Source organism: Bradyrhizobium sp. S69, from assembly GCF_009766005.1.
Lineage (GTDB): Bacteria > Pseudomonadota > Alphaproteobacteria > Rhizobiales > Xanthobacteraceae > Bradyrhizobium.
In genome coordinates this window covers 37,053-54,090 of record NZ_LMUK01000037.1, presented here as the reverse complement: position 1 = coordinate 54,090, position 17,038 = coordinate 37,053, and the positions used below count along the sequence as shown (strand labels likewise).

The following is a 17,038-nucleotide window of genomic DNA, read 5'->3' as shown; positions in this document are numbered from 1 at the left end:
TGTCGCTGCAATCAAAAAGAATGGAAAAACGCCAATGCCAGCGCGATGAACGTCCCGGCGATGATCCAGTGCGCCAGGGTGCGCCAGCGGCTTTCTGCCACACCCATCGAGGCCAAGGTGTCCTCCGACAGGGTCAGGCCTTCGCGGGTCATGTCTTCCAACTGTTCCAGCACGGCCACCGTGCGCGAAACGATCGCCGGCAGCCCGGCCAGGACGCGGCCGATCTCACCTGCGCCGGCCATCGCCCCCTGGATGCGTCCGACCGGCCCGAGATTGAGCTCGATCCATTCCCGCACCACGGGGTCGGCGGTCTTCCACATGTCGAGCTTGGGATCGAAGCCGCGCGCGACGCCTTCGACCACCACCATGGTCTTTTGCAGCAGGATCAGTTCAGGGCGGGTCTGCATGTCGAACAGGCCGGTGACCTCCAGCAGCAGGGTCAACAGCTTCGCCATGGAAATTTCCTCGGCGGTGCGGTTATGGATCGGCTCGCCGATGGCGCGAATGGCTTGCGCAAAATTCTCGACCGAATGATGCCGGGGCACATAGCCGGCCTCGAAATGCACCTCGGCGACGCGGCGGTAATCGCGCGTGATGAATCCCAGCAGGATCTCGGCGAGGAAGCGCCGCTCCTTCATGCCGAGCCGGCCCATGATGCCGAAATCCACCGCGACCAGCCGGCCGGCGTCGTCGACGAACAGATTGCCGGGGTGCATGTCGGCATGAAAGAAGCCGTCGCGCAGCGCATGGCGCAGGAAACTCTGGATCACCTTGCGGCCGAGATCGGGCAGATCGACCTGCGACTGCTCGAGCCGCGCGTGATCGTTCAGCGCAATGCCGTCGATCCATTCCATCGTCAGCACATTATGCGCGGTGCGGTCCCAATCGACGGTCGGTACCCGAAAATCCGGATCGTCGCTTGTGTTCTCCGCCATCTCGGACAATGCGGCAGCTTCAAGCCGCAGATCCATCTCCATCGCCACGGTGCGCGACATCGTATTGATGACTTCGACCAGTCGTAGCCGTCGGGCGTCCGCCGAATGGGCTTCGGCCTTGTGTGCGACAAAAAAGAAATCGCCGAGGTCGCGGCGGAAGCGCGAAGCCACGTTGGGCCGCAGCACCTTCACGGCGACCTGCTGAAGCACGCCGTTGCGTTCGACCTCACCGCGATGCACCTGCGCGATCGAGGCCGCGGCGACCGAAGGGCCGAAGCTGGCAAAGGCCTGCGCGACAGGCCGTTCCAGCGCCGTGGCGATCACCGCTTCGGCCTCTTCCTGCGAAAACGGCGGTAGCCGGTCCTGCAAGGCTTCCAGATCGCGCGCCATGGTGACGCCGACCACGTCGGGCCGGGTTGCCAGAAACTGTCCGAGCTTGAGATAGGCCGGGCCGAGCCGCGTCAATGCCCGCGTCAACCGAGGACCGGACTTGGCGCCAGGGCGCTCGACCAGCCGCGCGAGGCGAAGCGCGAGTTGTCCGGGTGGCGGCACCAGGCTCGGATCGACTACGCCGAACACGCCTTCACGTGCAAACACGAAGCCGGCGCGGGCGAGCCGCGCGATGTGCGTGATGGCAGAAATCACAGACGCCAGCCCGAATGCAATGCCACGATGCCGCCGGACAGGCTCTGCGAGGACACCCGCGAAAAACCGGCGGTGCGGATCATCTCGGCAAACGCATTTGGCCTGGGAAATTTGCGGATCGACTCGACGAGGTATTGGTAGGACTCGGCGTCGCCGGTCACGGCGCGGCCGAGCGTCGGGATCACCTTGAACGAGAACAGATCATAGATGCGATCGAGGCCGGGCACATCGACCGTGGAAAACTCCAGGCACAGGAATCGACTGCCGGGCTTCAGCACGCGAAACGCTTCGCTGAGCGCAAGGTCGATCCGCGGCACATTGCGGATGCCGAACGCGATGGTATAGGCGTCGAAGGCGCGGTCCGGAAACGCCAGCGCCTCGGCATTGCCTTCGACGAACGACACCTGATCTTCGAGATGGCGCGCCACCGCACGCTCACGGCCGACCGCCAGCATATCGGAATTGATGTCGCAAACGGTGGCCCGGAACCCGGAGCCGGAGGCCTTGGCGGCACGAAAGGCGATATCACCGGTGCCGCCGGCGACATCGAGCAGCGCAAACGGCGCTTCGCCGCGCGGCGGATTGAGCGCGTTGATCATCAGGTCTTTCCAGACCCGATGCAGCCCCGCCGACATCAGATCGTTCATCAGGTCGTAACGCTTCGCCACGCTGTGAAACACATCGTTCACCAGCGTCTGTTTGTCGCCCAAGGGCACGTCCCTGAAGCCGAAATGCGTGGTTTGGTCGGGCCGATCCATCAAACTATCTCCATCACCGGACCATAGCGCGCCCGCCGCAATGGCGCTATCACGTCAGGCCCACAAGGTGAACGCCTTCATGCCCGAATTACCCGAAGTCGAGACTGTCCGCCGCGGCCTGCAGCCGGCCATGGAGGGGTCCAAAATCGTCAAAGCGGAGGCCCGCCGCAAGGATCTGCGGTTTCCCTTTCAGAAAGATTTTATCGCGCGGTTGCAGGGCCAGACCGTGACCGGCCTCGGCCGCCGTGCGAAATATCTGATGGCCGATCTCGGCTCCGGCGACGTGTTGCTGATGCATCTGGGCATGTCGGGCTCATTTCGCGTCCTGAAAGCGGACGACAAGCAGACACCCGGCCAATTCCATTACCCGCGCAGCGAGGACCGTGCCCATGATCATGTGGTGTTCCACATGTCGTCGGGCGCAGCCGTGATCTTCAACGATCCGCGCCGCTTCGGTTACATGAAAATCATCGCCCGCAACGCGCTGGAGGATGAGCCTTTGCTGAAAGGGCTCGGTCCTGAACCGCTCGGCAATGAATTCGATGCCGGCATGCTGGCGCGCGCCTGTGCCGACAAGAAGACCAGCCTGAAGGCCGCGCTGCTCGATCAGCGCGTCGTCGCGGGCCTCGGCAACATTTATGTCTGCGAGGCGCTATTTCGCGCCCATCTGTCGCCGAAACGGCAGGCCAGCACGCTTTCCACCAAAAAAGCGGAGCCCACCGATCACGCCAAACATCTGGTCACGGCCATTCACACGGTGCTGAATCAGGCGATCAAGGCCGGCGGCTCGTCGCTGCGCGATCATCGCCAGACCTCGGGCGAACTCGGTTATTTCCAGCATTCGTTCCAGGTCTATGACCGCGAAGGCGAGAAATGCCAGAACGGCAGCTGTGGCGGCATCGTCAAGCGCTTCACCCAGAACGGCCGCTCGACATTCTGGTGTCCGAAATGCCAGAAATAGCCACGCGCGTTGCATTGAATTTGTAGGGTGGGCAAAGGCGCTCTTGCGCCGTGCCCACCGGCGCATGTGCAGTCGGTCAAGAAGGAAGAATGGTGGGCACGCTTCGCTTTGCCCACCCTACAAGCTAGGGCGGTACGAGAACATGACCAACAACTGGCGGGATCGCGCGGGCACGGTTTTCAATTGTCGGAAGCAGCCGGCTTCGGGCAGCCGCGGCATGGTGGTGAGCAATCATCCGCTGGCCTCGGCGGCGGGCGCGGAGATGCTGGCGGCCGGCGGTAACGCCATCGATGCCGCGATCGCGACCTTGTTCACGCTGACCGTGGTCGAGCCGATGATGGTCGGCATCATCGGCGGCGGCATGGCGCATATTCGCGTGGCCGACGGCAGCCATCGCTTCATCGACGGCCAGAGCACCGTGCCGCTGGCGGTCCGGCCCGATACCTACAAGTCCAGGCCCGGCTCGGCGCACGATGTATTCGACACCGTCGATGACGAAAATCTCAACGGCGCGAAAGCGGTTGCTGTTCCGGGCTCCCTAAAAGCCTGGTGCGAGACGTTGCGCCGGTTCGGCACCATGAGTCTCGCCGATGTGATGCAGCCCGCGATCAAGCATGCGTCGCGCGGCTATGCGGCGACACCTTATCTGCATGAGTGCATCACCGACGGCGCGGCGGATATGCTGAGGGATAAACCGATCTCGGCGATCTATCTGCCGGACGGCATGCCGCTCAAAGCCGGCGAGCGCGTGGTGCAGGCGGAATATGCCGAGACGCTAAAGTATATTTCGCAGCATGGCGAAGCGGCCCTCTATAGCGGTCCGCTCGGCGATATCCTGGTCGACTACATGAGCGCGCATGGCGGTTTCATCGCGCGCCAGGATCTCACCTCCTACAAGACGGTCGAGCGCGCGCCGATCCGGGCCGAATATCGCGGCTGGGAAATTCTCGGTCCGCCGCCACCGGCGGCTTCCGGCGTGCACATCACGCAAATGCTGAACATCCTCGAGGGCTACGACCTGGCCGCCATGGGTTTTGGGTCGGCCGAGACCATCCATCTGTTGGCCGAGGTGCTGAAGATTGCGTTTGCCGACCGCGCCGCGGCCAGCGGCGATCCGGATTTCGTCGGCGTTCCGGTGCAGCGGCTGACGTCGAAGGAATACGCTGGCGAGCGTCGCCGGGCGATCGATGCAAGCCGCGCGCAAAAATGGGGTGCGGGCGTGGCGCAGCTCGAAAGCGCGCACACCACGCACATGACCGCGGCGGACGCGATGGGCAACGTGGTCGCGACCACGCAGACCATCAACAATCTGTTCGGCGCCAAGATCCTGATTCCCGGCCTCGGCGTGGTGCCGAACAATTACATGAACCTGTACGATCCGAGGCCCGGCCATGCGTTGTCGCTGGCGCCGGGCAAGCGCGTCACCACCTCGATGTCGCCGATGATGGCGCTGCGCGGCGGCAAGCTTGCTTTTGCGCTCGGCCTGCCCGGGGGAAAGCGGATTTTCCCGAGCGCGCTGCAGGCGCTGATCAATCTGATCGATCACGGCATGAGCCTGCAAGAGGCCGTGGAGGCGCCACGGGTCTGGACCGAGGGCAATGCCCTCGAAGTTGAATTCGCCGTTCCCGAAGCCGTTCGCGCCAAACTCACATCATGGGGCCATCAGGTTGCCGCGGTGCCGACGGTGGCCGGTGGCATGAACGCGATCCAGTTTCACGAGGATGGCACCTTGACCGGCGCCGCCTGCTGGCGCGCCGACGGCACGCCGATCGGGCTTGCCGGCGGATTGGCACGCGCCGGCGTGAGATTTGCGCTGGAGTGAGGTCGTACGAGCTACTTCCGTACGCAGATCACGCGCACCACCGAGGCTTTGGCGTCGGACGTTTTGGCATCCGCCGATCCCTCTGACCCACTCACGCCATTGGCCCTGAGAAAGCCGCGCACGGTATCGGCGGCAACCAGCGTCGCCTGCGCCGCCGGCGTGGCATTGGCCGGTCCGGCGACCACCACCGGCTTCAACAGCGCGATGCCGGCGAATTTGCCGTTGGCATCGTGCGCGGCGGCGCCCGAAAAGCCCAGGCCGGGCGCCGGCGATAGCGCGAGGTCACTGCCAATTGGCGCGACCGATGCCTTGACGCTGCTCGCCGCCGCCGCGCCGCCCTGGTTTTGCGGATCGGTGATCCCCGTCAGTTCGACATTGGAATCCGCAGGCCCGCTCGCGATATTGAGCGGCTTTAATCCGCGCGCGCCGTAGATGCGCAGCAGAGCCAGGTCGTGGTCCCTGTCCTCGGCGACTCGATCGGCATTGCCGAAGCCTGCGATCGCAATCGCGAGGCAGCCATCGGTGATCTGCCGATCGGCGAGGATCGCGCCGTCCTCGCTGACGACAACCCCGGTGCCGTATTCAACGGTCTTGGGCGGCGGCGGACCGGCGATCTGGGCGCCGGAGGGAAATGGATTGAATGCGCTCGACATCGCGATCACCACCGGCTCGACGGTGTTCTCGGTGGCCTGATCGTACAGGATGGTGAGGATACGGACCTCATCGCCCTTGAAGGTCCCGCGCAGGTAGAATTTCTTCAGGCCTTGCAGGCCCGACAGCACGAAGAAATCCGGCTTGACCACGGTGTAATCGACCGTGCGCCCGGTGGGTTCTTTCTTCTCGCGTTCGGCGAGCTTTGCCGTGGTGGGGCCGGCCTCCTTGCGCCGCGTCAGCACCACTTGAACCGTGCCCGTGGGCGAACTCCATTTGGTGCCATTGGCGTCGCTGGTCTGCTGCGGCACCAGTTTGCCGGGTATTCCGAGCCGCACGCCGGTCCCGGCGTCGGTGACGATCTTCCAGCCGACGTTTTCCTGGCGGCGTTTCGCGGTGTCGGCGAGTACGCCGCGCTCCTGCGGATTGAGTGCGCCGGTCTCCTTGCCGCCGCGCCCCTTCTGGAATTCCTTGATCGCAGCCACCATGCGCTCGCTGACTTCGCCCGTGATCGCGCCGTTATACTGGCCGACCCAGGCGAGGTCCGATTGCAGCGCCAGACGTTCGCCCTGCGCCATCGCATTGGCGGTATCAGCGGGGGTCTGCAACGCGGGCCGCGCCGGCGTGGCCGCGACCGGCTTGGTGGCGACAGGTTTAGATTTGGCGCCCGCGGCGGCCGGTGCGGGCGTCTGCGCCGTGGCGGATTGCGGGGCGGACGCAGCCAAAGCCACCGATGTCGAGGCCACGAATATCAATGTTGCTCTCAGCATCGATCTCATGACACATCCTGGACCATTGAAGCGCGCGCAATTAAGCACATCTGCTTGGTCGGCAACAACCACGCCATGGTTCACGGGACTCTCTTGAAGGGCTCTTGGGCGACACTAGGGCGTCATGAAGCTATCTCGGACGTCATCCCCGGGATGAACGCAATTGCGTTCACCCGTGAGGTGCGAGCTCTTGCGAGCCTCGAAGGGTGGCCGCAAGCACGGAGCTGAACACCATCCTTCGAGACGCGGCGAAGACGCCGCTCCTCAGGATGACGTCCGAGATAGCTTCACCATGAGGCCGAAGTGACGGACGGACTGAAGGAAGCAAACCGACGATGCTAAGTCCCGAAGAACTCGAACGCTACGCCCGTCATATCGTGTTGCGCGAGGTCGGCGGCCCCGGCCAGCTTGCGCTGAAAGAGGCGTCAGTGCTGGTGATCGGTGCGGGAGGCCTCGGCGCACCGGCGCTGATGTATCTCGCCGCCGCCGGAATCGGCACGCTGGGCGTGGTCGATGACGATCATGTGTCGCTGTCCAATCTGCAGCGCCAGGTCATCCACACCACGCGGGATATCGGTCGGCAAAAGGTGGACAGTGCCGCGGAACAAATTTACGCGCTCAATCCCCATGTGCGTTTTGAGGCCCACACCACGCGGCTGGATGCCGGCAACGCGATGGCGCTGATCGGCGGCTACGACCTGGTGCTCGACGGATCCGACAATTTCGAAACCCGGTACCTGGTTTCGGATGCCTGTTTCCTCACCGCCAAACCGCTGATCACGGCGGCGCTGGGCCAGTTCGATGGATCGCTGACGACGATCCGCGCCCACGAGAGAAACGCGGAGGGTGAATTCAACCCGACCTATCGCTGCCTGTTTCCCGAACCGCCGCCGCCCGGCACGGTGCCGGCCTGCGCCGAAGCCGGCGTGATGGGCGCGCTGGCGGGCGTACTGGGATCGATGATGGCGCTGGAGGCGATCCGCGAGATCGTCGGCTTCGGCGAGGGGCTGGTCGGGAAACTATTGATGCTGGATGCGCGCGCGATGCGGTTCGAAACCCTGCGCTACCGGCGCGATCCCGCAAACCCGCTCCATGGTGATGCGCCGGTCATCACCGATTTGAGCGGGCATCGCTGAACTTACGCTCGCTGACCTCAAGATGCTTGCCCTACGATGCTTGCGCGGGCTTCTCGCTGTCCATGTGTTTGAGGTGCTCGTCCGGATAGCGTCCGCCGGAGGCAACGCCTGGCGGAAAGGCGCTGGCGAGCGCGGCAAGATGGGCGTCGGTCAATTTCACCTCGGGTGCGCCGAGCGCCTCGTTGAGCCGTTCGCGCCGCCGCGCACCGACCAGCGGCACGATGTCGCTACCTTGCGCGGCGACCCAGGCGATCGCGACCTGCGCGGGGGACGCACCGACTTCATCGGCGATCGTGCGCAAGCGCTCCACCAGCACGAGATTGCTATCGAGATTGCTGCCCTGGAAACGCGGGCTCATCTGACGAAAATCCTGCGCGCTTGCGCGATCTTTCGACCAATGTCCGCTGATCAGGCCGCGCGCCAGCACGCCATAGGCGGTGATGCCGATGCCAAGTTCGCGGCAGGTTTTCAGGATGTCGCTCTCGATGCCGCGTGACACCAGCGAATATTCGATCTGCAGGTCGGCGATCGGATGCACTTGATGCGCGCGGCGGATGGTGTCGGAGCCGACCTCGGACAAACCGATATGCCTGATCCAGCCGGCCTTGATCATGTCGGCCATCGTGCCGATAGTGTCCTCGATCGGCACGTTGGGATCGAGCCGCGCCGGGCGATAGATGTCGATGTGGTCGACGCCGAGCCGCTGTAGCGAATAGGTGACGAAATTCTTCACCGCGGCGGGCCGGCTGTCATAACCGAGAAAGCCCCTGTTGGGGTCGCGCAACGCGCCGAACTTGACGCTGATCTGGACATTGTTGCGGTTCGAGCCTGCGAGCGCCTCGTGGATCAGCATCTCGTTGTGACCCATGCCGTAGAAATCGCCGGTATCGAGCAGCGTGATCCCGGCGTCGAGCGCGGCATGAAGGGTGGCGATGCTTTCGCTGCGGTCGGTGGGGCCGTAGAAATCCGACATGCCCATGCAGCCGAGGCCGAGGGCGGAGACTTTGGGGCCGGTCGAACCCAGTTGGCGTTGGTCCATGGTGCTTCTCCTCGTGACGGCGGCGATCGATCTGCGCCTGACGAGGCTGGATATGCGCCCTGTTCATTGTCGCGATAAGCTGGACAATCCAAAACACCTTGTTCAAATTGCCGAACAATGAGTGATTTTGACCTCCGCGATCTCAGCGCCTTCATTGCCGTCGCCCGCACCCGGAATTTCCGCCGCGCGGCGCTGGAGCAGAATGTCTCGGTCTCCAGCCTGAGCCAGCGGTTGCGCGACATGGAAGAGCGGCTCGGCGTTCGCCTGATGAACCGGACCACCCGCAGCGTCGCGCTGACGGAAGCCGGTGAACTGCTGCTGGCCCGCGTCGGGCCGGCGATAGCGGATGTCAGTGATGCCCTGGATCAGGTGCGCGGCCTCCGCGGCGTGCCGTCGGGGCGCTTACGCATCAATGCGCCGCCCCCGGCGATCGATCTGGTGCTGGCGCCGATGGCCGCACCTTTCCTTGAGGCCTATCCGCAAATCGAACTGGAGATCGTCAGCGACAGTTCCTTTGTCGATATCGTGGCCGGCGGCTTCGACGCCGGGGTCCGCTACGGCGAACATCTGGAACAGGACATGATCGCGGTCTCACTTGGGCCGCCGCAGCGCTATGCGGTGGTGGCCTCGCCGCAATATATTGCGCAGCATGGCCGGCCGAAACATCCCAGGGACTTGCTGAATCACGCCTGTATCCGCGCCCGGTTCGGAAGTGGGGGCATCCCGGATTGGGAGTTCGAGAAGGCCGGCCGCGTCGTGAAAGTGTCGCCACCCGGGAAATTGATCGTGAATTATCCGGGGCTGGCGCGGCGGGCGGCGCTGGACGGGGTCGGCTTCTGGCCGACCTTCGGAGGCTGGGTTCGCGACGAGGTGAAATCCGGGACGCTGATCCGCGTGCTTGATGACTGGTGCGAGCCGTTTCCCGGGCCGTTTTTGTATTACCCAAGCCGGCGTCAATTGCCGTCCGCGCTTGCAGCGTTCGTGGCGTTCGTCACGGAGTGGCGCAAGCAGGAGAGCCGGAAAAGTTCTTACCCTCCCCTGGAGGGGGAGGGTCGGCTCACATGAGCGTAGCGAAATGTGAGACGGGGCGGGGTGGAGTAGTGTTGTGAACCGACGTGCCCCATACCTCGCCACCCCAGCCCGCCGCTACCGGACGACGCTCCGCGTCGCCGGGGCGCGTCGACCCACGAGCGAGCTTCGCTCGTCTCCGACCCCTCCAGGGGAGGGTGAAGACGCCGCTATTGGCCTCACAACATGCTGGGCAGCACGCGGTCCGGTGGCTTGTGGTTGTCGAGGAAGGCGCGGATGTTGATGATGACCTTCTCGCCCATTTCAACGCGGCCTTCGATCGTCGCCGAGCCCATATGCGGCAATAGCGTCACCTTGCCGGCTTTTGCCAACCGCACCAGTTTCGGATTGACCGCGGGCTCGTGCTCGTAGACGTCGAGGCCGGCGCCGGCGATGTCGCCGGCTTCGATCAGCTTGATCAGCGTGTCCTCGTCGGTCACCCCGCCGCGCGCGGTGTTGACGATGTAGGCGTCCTTGCGGAGCAGTTTCAGCCGCCGCGCCGACAGCAGATGGTAGGTCGCGGGCGTGTGCGGACAATTCACCGAGATGATGTCCATCCGCGCCAGCATCTGGTCGAGGCTCTCCCAATAGGTCGCGCCCAACTCGTCGGCGATCTTGGGCGCGACGGGACGGCGGTTATGATAGTGGATCTGCAGGCCGAAGGCGCGGGCGCGGCGCGCCACCGCCTGGCCGATCCGGCCCATGCCGATGATGCCGAGGCGCTTGCCGCCGATGCGATGGCCGAGCATCCAGGTCGGCGACCAGCCCGGCCAGCTCTTGCCGTCGGTCAGGATCGAGGCGCCTTCGATCAGCCGCCGCGGCACCGCCAGGATCAGCGCCATCGTCATGTCGGCGGTGTCTTCGGTCAGAACCTTTGGCGTGTTGGTCACGGTGATGCCGCGCGCATGGGCGGCGACGACATCGATATTGTCGACGCCGTTGCCGAAATTGGCGATCAGCTTCAGCTTGCAGTCGGGCTGCTTGAGCAGCTCCTCGGTTATTTCGTCAGTGACGGTCGGCACCAGCACATCGGCGGTCCGCACCGCCTCGGCGATTTGATCCGTCGTCAGCGGCTTGTCGTCGAGATTGAGCTGGGCGTCGAACAGCTCGCGCATCCGGGTCTCGATCGAGTCCGGCAGCTTGCGTGTGACGACGACGAGAGGCTTTTTCTTAACCGACATGTCCTGCTCTCATGAGGCTTTGTTGAGGCCTCATTAACCGGGTTGTTCGACACTGCCGGTGCAGTGCGATCCCGGCGTTTCCTTAGGGGTTCCCGTATTTCCCTTGGATTCTCTAGGGAAAATCCGGGTTTGTCTTGTTTGATCGGTGGTTTCTTGAGCGTTCCGTCCTCTCTAGCAGAAGACCGGGCCAAGACAAGAACCCCGAAACGAGGCGCGGAGCGACGGGCAGGGGGTCAGGGGTCGGCATTCCAGACGGCTCAACGCATGGAAGTTGGAACTTGGAAGTTGAGCCTGGAAGTTAAGTTGCGATCTCGGCAGGGGACGAGTTGATATGGCGTTGGGGCGTTTTTGTGTGATGGTGGCGCTCACGGGTGGCCTGTTGGGCGCATCGGTGAGTTCAGGATTTTCGGCCAAGGACGCAGCCCTCACCACCAGCGGATTGCCGGTGCCGCGTTACGTCAGCCTCAAATCCGATCATGTGAACGTCAGGGCCGGCCCGACCAAGGACAATGACGTCGCCTGGGTCTACACCCGTTCGGGGCTGCCGGTCGAAATCACCGCCGAATTCGAGAACTGGCGTCGGGTGCGCGATTCCGAAGGCGCCGAAGGCTGGGTCTATCATTCGCTGCTGTCGGGCCGCCGGACCGCCGTCGTCACCATGAAGAGCAAGGACGATCTGGCCTCGATCTACGATCGGGCCGATCAGACCAGCGCGGTCGCCGCCCGCTTGCAGGCCGGCGTTGTGACGCAGGTCAAGCGATGCGCGTCCAACTGGTGCCACGTCAGCGGTAATGGTTTTGACGGTTGGATCGAACAGCAGCGGCTGTGGGGTGTCTACGCCGACGAAAAGGTCGAGTGAGCGAAGCTTGCTCGTTGGCCGTAGGGTGGGCAAAGCGAAGCGTGCCCACCATTCAAGATAACAATTTCGGATCTAGCAGATGGTGGGCACGGCGCAAAAGCGCCTTTGCCCACCCTACTAATGCTTTGGAGTAAGCGCTCAGCGCTTCTTGCGCAGCCGCACGACCATGTCGACCCGGGCGATCTCGTAGCCCTCGGGGATTTCGGGCATCTTCTGCAACATCAGATGCGGGTCCGGAATGTCGACCAGCTCGTGATTGTTTTCGATATAGAAATGATGATGCGCCGAGACGTTGGTGTCGAAATAGGTCTTGGTGCCGTCGACACTGACCTGGCGCAACAGGCCCGCATCGGTCAGCTGGTTGAGGGTGTTGTAGACGGTGGCGAGCGACACCGGCACTTTGGCCAGGGTCGCCTCCTCGTAGAGCATTTCCGCGGTCAAATGCCGGGCACCCTTGCCGAACAGCAGCCAGCCCAGCGCCATGCGCTGCCGGGTCGGACGCAGGCCCGCGGCCTGCAGCATTTCATTGACGTCGTGCCAGGGGCAGCCGGTCAGGGCCGGCTGGTGCGCTGCACCGTGAACCGTCGGAATGACACCGTCATCATTCAGCATCGAAGCGTCGTCGTTCATGTCCACGTCAGGCACCACACTCATCATCTTGGCACTATCTTGCTCGAATATAGAAAGTATCCGCTTTAGATGCAAGTTTTTCGCAACTGGAGCACGCTTGGATCAAAAGGAGTTCAGGGCCGGATGAGGCGATTTACCCTAGTTGCGGTGCTTTGCCGCCTGCAATGGCTATGTTAGAGAGCGCCCGGACCCGCCCATGCGGTTTCCGCATAGGCGCACACCGGCTTCCGCAGGTCCATCCGGACCTCCGGTGTCAGCGTCAGACTGCGACTGATGGTGTGCTTCCCACGCGAAACGGGTCTGAAAGTGCTCCATCGGGATTTCACTAGGAGAGGCAAGGCAGCATGCTGAACAGGCGCAGCGGTTACGAATATGAGGATTTGCTGGCGTGCGGCCGCGGCGAGATGTTTGGCCCCGGCAACGCACAATTGCCGCTGCCTCCGATGCTGATGTTCGACCGGATCACCGAAATTTCGGAAACCGGCGGCGAATACGGCAAGGGCCTGATTCGCGCCGAACTCGACGTGAAGCCGGACCTGTGGTTTTTCGGCTGCCATTTCAAGAACGACCCGGTGATGCCGGGATGCCTGGGGCTCGATGCGCTGTGGCAGATGGTCGGCTTTTATCTCGGCTGGATCGGTGGCGAGGGACGCGGCCGCGCCTTGGGGCTCGGCGAACTGAAATTCGCGGGTCAAGTGCTGCCGACTGTCCGCAAGGTTGCCTACCACGTCGACATCAAGCGTGTGATGCGCACCAAGCTCGTGCTGGGTGTTGCCGACGGGTGGCTTTCCATGGACGACGAGATTATCTATCGCGCCAAAGATCTGAAGGTCGGGTTGTTCAAGCAGGATGCCGCAGTGCAGCCGGGAACGTGAACCAGTTATTCCAACTGATCAGGCGGCTTTCGGTATGAAGACGATCATCACACAGAAACGTAACGGCACGACGAGGGAGTCATGAGGCGGGTTGTCATCACGGGGATGGGGATCGTCTCCTCGATCGGAAATAACAGCCAGGAAGTGCTTGCGAGCCTTCACGAGGCGAAATCCGGCATCACGCGCGCGGCCAAATATGCCGAGCTCGGCTTTCGTTCCCAGGTGCAGGGCGCCCCGACGCTAAATCCGGCCGACGTCATCGACCGGCGCGCGATGCGTTTCCTCGCCGAGGGCGCCGCCTGGAATCACGTCGCGATGGAGCAGGCGATCCGGGATTCCGGGTTGGAGCCGACCGATGTCTCCAACGTTCGCACCGGCATCATCATGGGCTCGGGCGGCCCGTCGGCGCGCACCATCGTCGAAGCCGCCGATACCACGCGCACCAAGGGACCCAAAAGAGTTGGACCGTTCGCGGTGCCGAAAGCGATGTCGTCGACGGCGTCCGCGACGCTGGCGACCTGGTTCAAGATCAAGGGCGTGAACTATTCGATATCGTCGGCCTGCGCGACGTCGAACCACTGCATCGGCAACGGCTATGAGACGATCCAGATCGGCAAGCAGGACATTATCTTCGCCGGCGGCTGCGAAGAGCTCGATTGGTCGCTGTCGGTGCTGTTCGACGCGATGGGCGCGATGTCGTCGAAATATAACGCTACGCCCGCGACCGCGTCACGTCCCTACGATATCAGCCGCGACGGTTTCGTGATTGCAGGCGGCGCCGGCGTGGTGGTGCTCGAAGAGCTCGAACATGCCAAGGCGCGCGGCGCCCGCATCTACGGCGAAATCATCGGCTACGGCGCCACTTCCGATGGCTACGACATGGTAGCGCCGTCCGGCGAGGGTGCCGAGCGCTGCATGCGAATGGCGATGGCGACGGTCGACAGCAAGGTCGACTACATCAATCCGCACGCGACATCGACGCCGGCCGGCGATCCTCCGGAAATCGAGGCGATCCGCAGGGTATTCGGGGCCGGCGAAAAGTGCCCGCCGATTTCAGCCACCAAGGCGCTGACCGGACATTCGCTCGGCGCCACCGGCGTGCAGGAGGCGATCTATTCGCTGCTGATGATGAATAACGGTTTCATCTGCGAAAGTGCGCACATCACCGAGCTCGATCCGATGTTCTCCGACATGCCGATCGTGCGCAAGCGCATCGACAACGTCAAACTGGGTACCGTGCTTTCGAATTCCTTCGGGTTCGGCGGCACCAATGCCACGCTGGTGTTCCGGCGTATGGATGCCTGATTTCTTTTTGACCGCTTCCCGCGGGCCAAGCGAGGCCGGCAGCCAGCGGACAGGAACTTTGCAACGATCCGAAATGGGGTGCGCATGATTATCGAACCGCGCGTGCGAGGCTTCATCTGCACCACGGCACACCCTGACGGATGCGCCAAAAATATCCGCGAGCAGATCGCTTATGTTCTGCGCCAGGGGCCGCTCCCGGAGGGCCCCAAGCGTATCGCGGTGGTGGGGTGTTCAACGGGTTACGGCCTTGCGAGCCGCATTGTCGCAACCTTCGCCGGCGGCGCAGAGACCATCGGCGTGTCGCTGGAGCGCGCGCCTACGGCGACCAGGACGGGCAGCGCCGGCTGGTACAATAATCGCGCGTTCGAGATCGAGGCCCAGAAGATCGGACGATCCCCGCTCACGTTGGAGGGCGACGCTTTCTCCGACGAGATGAAGAAAACCTTTATCGACAACGTGCGTGAACGGTTCGGGCAATTGGATATGCTGGTCTACAGCCTGGCCTCTCCGGTCCGGACAGACCCCGACACCGGTCAGACCCATCGCTCGGCCATCAAGCCGCTAGGCGCGCCGGTCGGGATCAAGACCCTGAACACCGAAACCGGCGAGGTCTTCGAGACCACGATCGCGCCGGCGAGTGAAGATGAAGCGGCAGCCACAGTCGCGGTGATGGGGGGCGCTGACTGGAAGCGCTGGATCGACCAGCTCGCCGACGCCGGCGTTTTGGCACCCGGCTTCCGAACGCTCAACTACACTTATATCGGCAGCGAACTGACCTGGCCGATCTACTGGAACGGCACGCTGGGCCGGGCGAAGGTCGATCTCGACCGCAAAGCGGAACAGATCCGGCAGCGGCTCGGCGAGGATGCGGCGCGGGTGGTGGCGCTGAAGGCCGTGGTCACCCAGGCGAGTTCAGCGATCCCGGTGGTGCCGCTCTATGGCACGGTGCTGTTCAAGGTCATGAAGCCGCTCGGGCTCCACGAGGGCTGCATCGAACAGATCGATCGCCTGTTCCGGACCCGGCTTGGCGCCGATGCCGAAGTCGACGAGGAAAAACGCCTCAGGGTCGACGATTGGGAGCTTTCGCCCGAAGTTCAGGCGGAGGTGTCGCGGCGATGGCCTCTGCTCACCACCGAGACGCTCGGCGAATTGGCAGACCTTGCCGAGTACCGCAGCCAGTTCCTGCGGCTGTTCGGGTTCGGTATCGACGGCGTCGACTACGCGCGGGACGTCGATCCCCGCATCGTCGACTGAGCCGGCCAGTCTACTAGCTAGCCCGCCGCGAGCTTCTCGGCGCGCTGGAAGGCGGGTCGCGCCACGCATCGCGCGATATAGGCCTCGAACGACGGCCGCGACGGCACCATCTTGAACATCCGCACCGCGAAGTTCAGCCCGGCGCCGATCGCGATATCGGCGGCGGAAAAATTCTCGCCGAGGATCCACGGCCCCGTCGCCAATGCCGCGTCGAGCACGTCGAACACGCGCTGCGCGTCGCCCCAGCCGGCCGACACCGAACTCATCTCGATCTTGGTGGCGACCTGCACCATCGCGGGCTCGATACAACTCGGCGCAAAGAACAGCCAGTACAGATATTTCGTCCGCATCGGATCGCCCAGCGCGGGTGCGAGCTTCGCTTCCGGATAGCGCTCGGCGACATAGGCGCAGATCGCGGCCGCTTCCGCCATCGTCGCGTCGCCATCCCTGAGAGCGGGCACCTTGCCCATCGGATTGATCGCGAGATATTCCGGCGTCTTCTGCGCGCCCGACGTGATGTCGGTCAGCACGCGTTCGTAAGGCTGCCCGGTTTCTTCCATCAGCCAGAGCGCGGAGAATGAGCGCGAGCGCGGCGCCCAATAGAGCTTCATCATCGGATAATCTCCTATTTCTTCCAGCGATAATATTTCATCACGAACCCGTTCATCGGCTCGACCGCTTCCTTTTCAAACACAAAGCCCTCGCGTTCATACCAGCGCCAGGCCTTTTCGTTTTCGCGCACGCAGCGCAGCCAGATTTCATCCGGTAGATGCGTGCGGGTAAATGCGAGCAATTGCCGTCCCAGATTTTGGCCCTGATATTCCGGCGCGACAAAGAGCTGGTCGAGATAGCGATCGGCCATATGCAACGCCAGCATCGCCGCCAGCGTTCCGTCGTCGTCGGCGACGTAAAGGCTCCAGCCCTTCTCGATCTCCGTCGGCACCCGCGCCCGCAGATTGGCCAGCAGAAAGGCGCTCGCTTCCGCGAGTCCGGTCGACACCCAGCTATTCATCCAGACGCGGGCGACCTCGTCATATTCGTCGATGCGGGCTGGGCGGATGATGGGGGACATTGGATTGCGATCGCGTTACGGGGGATTCCCTGAAGCGGACGGCTTGGACACCATCCAGAGCGTCATACTCCGCCACC

At 63.4% G+C, this 17,038-nt stretch carries 17 protein-coding genes; 9 read left to right on the top strand and 8 right to left on the bottom strand.

The annotated features are described in order from the left end of the window. Positions 1-11: 11 nt before the first annotated feature. Together ubiB and ubiE are read right to left on the bottom strand one after the other, a co-directional pair. The gene (gene ubiB, locus GSQ88_RS14690; protein ID WP_159008475.1) at positions 12-1,580 is read right to left on the bottom strand and encodes a 2-polyprenylphenol 6-hydroxylase; all 1,569 of its coding nucleotides are present in this window, start codon (positions 1,578-1,580) and stop codon (positions 12-14) included. Next, positions 1,577-2,338, bottom strand: coding sequence for a bifunctional demethylmenaquinone methyltransferase/2-methoxy-6-polyprenyl-1,4-benzoquinol methylase UbiE (gene ubiE, locus GSQ88_RS14685; protein WP_159008474.1), 762 nt, complete (start codon positions 2,336-2,338; stop codon positions 1,577-1,579). Before ubiE ends, ubiB begins: the two co-directional genes overlap by 4 nt. A gap of 79 nt (positions 2,339-2,417) precedes the next feature. Between ubiE and mutM the strand changes: the two genes are divergently transcribed. Both mutM and ggt read left to right on the top strand, forming a co-directional pair. After that, positions 2,418-3,299: a bifunctional DNA-formamidopyrimidine glycosylase/DNA-(apurinic or apyrimidinic site) lyase gene (gene mutM, locus GSQ88_RS14680; RefSeq protein WP_159008473.1), complete on the top strand. Its 882-nt coding sequence runs from the start codon at positions 2,418-2,420 to the stop codon at positions 3,297-3,299. 142 nt (positions 3,300-3,441) lie between these two features. After that, complete coding sequence (gene ggt / locus GSQ88_RS14675; protein ID WP_159008472.1) at positions 3,442-5,121, top strand: gamma-glutamyltransferase; 1,680 nt, start codon at positions 3,442-3,444, stop codon at positions 5,119-5,121. A gap of 11 nt (positions 5,122-5,132) precedes the next feature. On the opposite strand, the gene GSQ88_RS14670 is transcribed toward ggt, so the two are convergent. After that, on the bottom strand, positions 5,133-6,551 hold the full coding sequence (locus GSQ88_RS14670) for a serine protease (RefSeq protein WP_159008471.1): 1,419 nt from the start codon (positions 6,549-6,551) through the stop codon (positions 5,133-5,135). 326 nt (positions 6,552-6,877) lie between these two features. Here GSQ88_RS14670 and GSQ88_RS14665 point away from each other — a divergent pair, with 326 nt between their 5' ends. After that, entirely contained in the window at positions 6,878-7,678 is an 801-nt protein-coding gene (locus tag GSQ88_RS14665; protein WP_159008470.1) for a HesA/MoeB/ThiF family protein, read from the top strand. 31 nt (positions 7,679-7,709) lie between these two features. Here the strand turns inward: GSQ88_RS14665 and GSQ88_RS14660 are convergent, their stop codons facing one another. Further along, positions 7,710-8,717 (bottom strand): aldo/keto reductase, encoded by a 1,008-nt coding sequence (locus GSQ88_RS14660; protein WP_159008469.1) that lies wholly within the window; start codon positions 8,715-8,717, stop codon positions 7,710-7,712. Here GSQ88_RS14660 and GSQ88_RS35970 point away from each other — a divergent pair. Both GSQ88_RS35970 and GSQ88_RS14655 read left to right on the top strand, forming a co-directional pair. Continuing rightward, positions 8,716-8,838 carry a hypothetical protein gene (locus tag GSQ88_RS35970; RefSeq protein ID WP_283810684.1) on the top strand — a complete coding sequence of 41 codons (123 nt, stop codon included), beginning with the start codon at positions 8,716-8,718 and terminating at the stop codon, positions 8,836-8,838. The genes GSQ88_RS14660 and GSQ88_RS35970 overlap by 2 nt on opposite strands. Continuing rightward, positions 8,835-9,782, top strand: a complete 948-nt coding sequence (locus GSQ88_RS14655) for a LysR family transcriptional regulator (protein WP_159008468.1) — start codon at positions 8,835-8,837, stop codon at positions 9,780-9,782. The genes GSQ88_RS35970 and GSQ88_RS14655 overlap by 4 nt, the downstream gene beginning before the upstream one ends. A 182-nt stretch (positions 9,783-9,964) precedes the next feature. On the opposite strand, the gene GSQ88_RS14650 is transcribed toward GSQ88_RS14655, so the two are convergent. Beyond that, positions 9,965-10,966 carry a 2-hydroxyacid dehydrogenase gene (locus tag GSQ88_RS14650; protein ID WP_159008467.1) on the bottom strand — a complete coding sequence of 334 codons (1,002 nt, stop codon included), beginning with the start codon at positions 10,964-10,966 and terminating at the stop codon, positions 9,965-9,967. Between the two features lie 331 nt (positions 10,967-11,297). Here GSQ88_RS14650 and GSQ88_RS14645 point away from each other — a divergent pair, with 331 nt between their 5' ends. Next, positions 11,298-11,825: an SH3 domain-containing protein gene (locus GSQ88_RS14645; RefSeq protein ID WP_159008466.1), complete on the top strand. Its 528-nt coding sequence runs from the start codon at positions 11,298-11,300 to the stop codon at positions 11,823-11,825. A 138-nt stretch (positions 11,826-11,963) separates the two neighbouring features. Here the strand turns inward: GSQ88_RS14645 and irrA are convergent, their stop codons facing one another. Then, positions 11,964-12,437: an iron response transcriptional regulator IrrA gene (gene irrA / locus GSQ88_RS14640; protein ID WP_283810685.1), complete on the bottom strand. Its 474-nt coding sequence runs from the start codon at positions 12,435-12,437 to the stop codon at positions 11,964-11,966. A 362-nt stretch (positions 12,438-12,799) separates the two neighbouring features. On the opposite strand from irrA, the gene fabA reads away from it, so the two are divergent. The 3 genes from fabA (at position 12,800) to fabV (ending at position 15,889) form a co-directional block, all read left to right on the top strand. Continuing rightward, the gene (fabA, locus tag GSQ88_RS14635) at positions 12,800-13,330 is read left to right on the top strand and encodes a bifunctional 3-hydroxydecanoyl-ACP dehydratase/trans-2-decenoyl-ACP isomerase (protein WP_159008464.1); all 531 of its coding nucleotides are present in this window, start codon (positions 12,800-12,802) and stop codon (positions 13,328-13,330) included. 81 nt (positions 13,331-13,411) lie between these two features. Next, positions 13,412-14,635 (top strand): beta-ketoacyl-ACP synthase I, encoded by a 1,224-nt coding sequence (fabB, locus tag GSQ88_RS14630; RefSeq protein WP_159008463.1) that lies wholly within the window; start codon positions 13,412-13,414, stop codon positions 14,633-14,635. A gap of 84 nt (positions 14,636-14,719) precedes the next feature. After that, positions 14,720-15,889: an enoyl-ACP reductase FabV gene (gene fabV / locus GSQ88_RS14625; RefSeq protein WP_159008462.1), complete on the top strand. Its 1,170-nt coding sequence runs from the start codon at positions 14,720-14,722 to the stop codon at positions 15,887-15,889. Between the two features lie 17 nt (positions 15,890-15,906). Here the strand turns inward: fabV and GSQ88_RS14620 are convergent, their stop codons facing one another. Beyond that, positions 15,907-16,503, bottom strand: coding sequence for a glutathione S-transferase family protein (locus GSQ88_RS14620; protein WP_159008461.1), 597 nt, complete (start codon positions 16,501-16,503; stop codon positions 15,907-15,909). An 11-nt stretch (positions 16,504-16,514) separates the two neighbouring features. Further along, entirely contained in the window at positions 16,515-16,961 is a 447-nt protein-coding gene (locus GSQ88_RS14615; protein WP_159008460.1) for a GNAT family N-acetyltransferase, read from the bottom strand. Between the last annotated feature and the right edge of the window lie 77 nt (positions 16,962-17,038).

Excerpts from the sequence above, each read along its gene's own strand:
- ubiE (WP_159008474.1), bottom strand. The coding sequence starts at position 2,338 with ATGGATCGGCCCGACCAAACCACGCATTTCGGCTTCAGGGACGTGCCC.
- mutM (WP_159008473.1), top strand. The coding sequence starts at position 2,418 with ATGCCCGAATTACCCGAAGTCGAGACTGTCCGCCGCGGCCTGCAGCCG.
- ggt (WP_159008472.1), top strand. The coding sequence starts at position 3,442 with ATGACCAACAACTGGCGGGATCGCGCGGGCACGGTTTTCAATTGTCGG.
- GSQ88_RS14670 (WP_159008471.1), bottom strand. The coding sequence starts at position 6,551 with ATGAGATCGATGCTGAGAGCAACATTGATATTCGTGGCCTCGACATCG.
- GSQ88_RS14665 (WP_159008470.1), top strand. The coding sequence starts at position 6,878 with ATGCTAAGTCCCGAAGAACTCGAACGCTACGCCCGTCATATCGTGTTG.
- GSQ88_RS35970 (WP_283810684.1), top strand. The coding sequence starts at position 8,716 with ATGGTGCTTCTCCTCGTGACGGCGGCGATCGATCTGCGCCTGACGAGG.
- GSQ88_RS14660 (WP_159008469.1), bottom strand. The coding sequence starts at position 8,717 with ATGGACCAACGCCAACTGGGTTCGACCGGCCCCAAAGTCTCCGCCCTC.
- GSQ88_RS14655 (WP_159008468.1), top strand. The coding sequence starts at position 8,835 with ATGAGTGATTTTGACCTCCGCGATCTCAGCGCCTTCATTGCCGTCGCC.
- GSQ88_RS14650 (WP_159008467.1), bottom strand. The coding sequence starts at position 10,966 with ATGTCGGTTAAGAAAAAGCCTCTCGTCGTCGTCACACGCAAGCTGCCG.
- GSQ88_RS14645 (WP_159008466.1), top strand. The coding sequence starts at position 11,298 with ATGGCGTTGGGGCGTTTTTGTGTGATGGTGGCGCTCACGGGTGGCCTG.
- irrA (WP_283810685.1), bottom strand. The coding sequence starts at position 12,437 with ATGCTGAATGATGACGGTGTCATTCCGACGGTTCACGGTGCAGCGCAC.
- fabA (WP_159008464.1), top strand. The coding sequence starts at position 12,800 with ATGCTGAACAGGCGCAGCGGTTACGAATATGAGGATTTGCTGGCGTGC.
- fabB (WP_159008463.1), top strand. The coding sequence starts at position 13,412 with ATGAGGCGGGTTGTCATCACGGGGATGGGGATCGTCTCCTCGATCGGA.
- fabV (WP_159008462.1), top strand. The coding sequence starts at position 14,720 with ATGATTATCGAACCGCGCGTGCGAGGCTTCATCTGCACCACGGCACAC.
- GSQ88_RS14620 (WP_159008461.1), bottom strand. The coding sequence starts at position 16,503 with ATGATGAAGCTCTATTGGGCGCCGCGCTCGCGCTCATTCTCCGCGCTC.
- GSQ88_RS14615 (WP_159008460.1), bottom strand. The coding sequence starts at position 16,961 with ATGTCCCCCATCATCCGCCCAGCCCGCATCGACGAATATGACGAGGTC.